Below are 2,933 nucleotides of genomic sequence, written 5' to 3'. Positions count from 1 at the left end.
TGAGTCCATCAAAACCCCTTGGGTGTTGTATGGTTAAGCCTCACGGGCAATTAGTACAGGTTAGCTCAACGCCTCACAGCGCTTACACACCCTGCCTATCAACGTTCTAGTCTTGAACAACCCTTTAGGACGCTTAAAGCGCCAGGGAAGACTCATCTCAGGGCTCGCTTCCCGCTTAGATGCTTTCAGCGGTTATCGATTCCGAACTTAGCTACCGGGCAATGCCATTGGCATGACAACCCGAACACCAGAGGTTCGTCCACTCCGGTCCTCTCGTACTAGGAGCAGCCCCCTTCAATCTTCCAACGCCCACGGCAGATAGGGACCGAACTGTCTCACGACGTTCTAAACCCAGCTCGCGTACCACTTTAAATGGCGAACAGCCATACCCTTGGGACCGACTTCAGCCCCAGGATGTGATGAGCCGACATCGAGGTGCCAAACACCGCCGTCGATATGAACTCTTGGGCGGTATCAGCCTGTTATCCCCGGAGTACCTTTTATCCGTTGAGCGATGGCCCTTCCATTCAGAACCACCGGATCACTATGACCTGCTTTCGCACCTGCTCGAATTGTCATTCTCGCAGTCAAGCGGGCTTATGCCATTGCACTAACCTCACGATGTCCAACCGTGATTAGCCCACCTTCGTGCTCCTCCGTTACTCTTTGGGAGGAGACCGCCCCAGTCAAACTACCCACCAGGCACTGTCCGTAATCCCGATTCAGGGACCAACGTTAGAACATCAACACTACAAGGGTGGTATTTCAAGGACGACTCCACCACATCTAGCGACGCGGTTTCAAAGTCTCCCACCTATCCTACACATGTAGGGTCAATGTTCAGTGCCAAGCTGTAGTAAAGGTTCACGGGGTCTTTCCGTCTAGCCGCGGGTACACTGCATCTTCACAGCGATTTCAATTTCACTGAGTCTCGGGTGGAGACAGCGTGGCCATCATTACGCCATTCGTGCAGGTCGGAACTTACCCGACAAGGAATTTCGCTACCTTAGGACCGTTATAGTTACGGCCGCCGTTTACCGGGGCTTCGATCAAGAGCTTCGACCGAAGTCTAACCCCATCAATTAACCTTCCGGCACCGGGCAGGCGTCACACCGTATACGTCATCTTACGATTTTGCACAGTGCTGTGTTTTTAATAAACAGTTGCAGCCACCTGGTATCTGCGACTCTCGTCAGCTCCATCCGCAAGGGACTTCACCGATAAGAGCGTACCTTCTCCCGAAGTTACGGTACCATTTTGCCTAGTTCCTTCACCCGAGTTCTCTCAAGCGCCTTGGTATTCTCTACCCGACCACCTGTGTCGGTTTGGGGTACGATTCCTTACAATCTGAAGCTTAGAGGCTTTTCCTGGAAGCATGGCATCAATGACTTCACCACCGTAGTGGCTCGACATCGTATCTCAGCGTTAATGAAGAGCCGGATTTACCTAACTCTTCCGCCTACGTACTTGAACCTGGACAACCGTCGCCAGGCCCACCTAGCCTTCTCCGTCCCCCCATCGCAATTGTAAGAAGTACGGGAATATTAACCCGTTTCCCATCGACTACGCCTTTCGGCCTCGCCTTAGGGGTCGACTTACCCTGCCCCGATTAACGTTGGACAGGAACCCTTGGTCTTCCGGCGAGGGAGTTTTTCACTCCCTTTATCGTTACTCATGTCAGCATTCGCACTTCTGATACCTCCAGCAGCCCTTACAGACCACCTTCAACGGCTTACAGAACGCTCCCCTACCCCGCATACTAAAGTATGCAGCCGCAGCTTCGGTGTATAGCTTAGCCCCGTTACATCTTCCGCGCAGGCCGACTCGACCAGTGAGCTATTACGCTTTCTTTAAATGATGGCTGCTTCTAAGCCAACATCCTGGCTGTCTGAGCCTTCCCACATCGTTTCCCACTTAGCTATACTTTGGGACCTTAGCTGGCGGTCTGGGTTGTTTCCCTCTCCACGACGGACGTTAGCACCCGCCGTGTGTCTCCCGGATAGTACTTACTGGTATTCGGAGTTTGCAAAGGGTTGGTAAGTCGGGATGACCCCCTAGCCTTAACAGTGCTCTACCCCCAGTAGTATTCGTCCGAGGCGCTACCTAAATAGCTTTCGGGGAGAACCAGCTATCTCCAGGTTTGATTGGCCTTTCACCCCTAGCCACAAGTCATCCGCTAATTTTTCAACATTAGTCGGTTCGGTCCTCCAGTTGATGTTACTCAACCTTCAACCTGCCCATGGCTAGATCACCTGGTTTCGGGTCTATATCCAGAGACTGAACGCCCAGTTAAGACTCGGTTTCCCTACGGCTCCCCTAAACGGTTAACCTTGCCACTGAATATAAGTCGCTGACCCATTATACAAAAGGTACGCAGTCACCCTCGAAGGGCTCCTACTGCTTGTACGTACACGGTTTCAGGTTCTATTTCACTCCCCTCACAGGGGTTCTTTTCGCCTTTCCCTCACGGTACTGGTTCACTATCGGTCAGTCAGTAGTATTTAGCCTTGGAGGATGGTCCCCCCATATTCAGACAGGATATCACGTGTCCCGCCCTACTCGATTTCACTGATTATGATGTGTCGGTTACGGGGCTATCACCCTTTATTGCGAGACTTTCCAGACTCTTCACCTGCATCATTAAAAGCTTAAGGGCTAATCCAATTTCGCTCGCCGCTACTTTCGGAATCTCGGTTGATTTCTCTTCCTCGGGGTACTTAGATGTTTCAGTTCCCCCGGTTTGCCTCTTGCTGCTATGTATTCACAACAAGATACTTACTTATGTAAGTGGGTTTCCCCATTCGGAAATCCCAGACTCAAAAGGTTTTTACTACCTAATCTGGGCTTATCGCAAGTTAATACGTCCTTCATCGCCTCTGACTGCCAAGGCATCCACCGTGTACGCTTAGTCACTTAACCATACAACCCGAAGA

Annotated in this window: 1 rRNA gene; it reads right to left on the bottom strand. The window is 51.4% G+C overall.

Going from position 1 to position 2,933, the window contains the following annotated elements:
* Nucleotides 1-29: 29 nt before the first annotated feature.
* Nucleotides 30-2,919: ribosomal RNA gene (locus KI743_RS23375) — 23S ribosomal RNA — on the bottom strand.
* Nucleotides 2,920-2,933: the final 14 nt, after the last annotated feature.

It is taken from the genome of Vibrio sp. D420a, from assembly GCF_030248625.1.
Lineage (GTDB): Bacteria > Pseudomonadota > Gammaproteobacteria > Enterobacterales > Vibrionaceae > Vibrio > Vibrio fortis_A.
The sequence above is the reverse complement of the archived record's forward strand: the minus strand, read 5'-3'. Positions and strand labels throughout refer to the sequence as shown.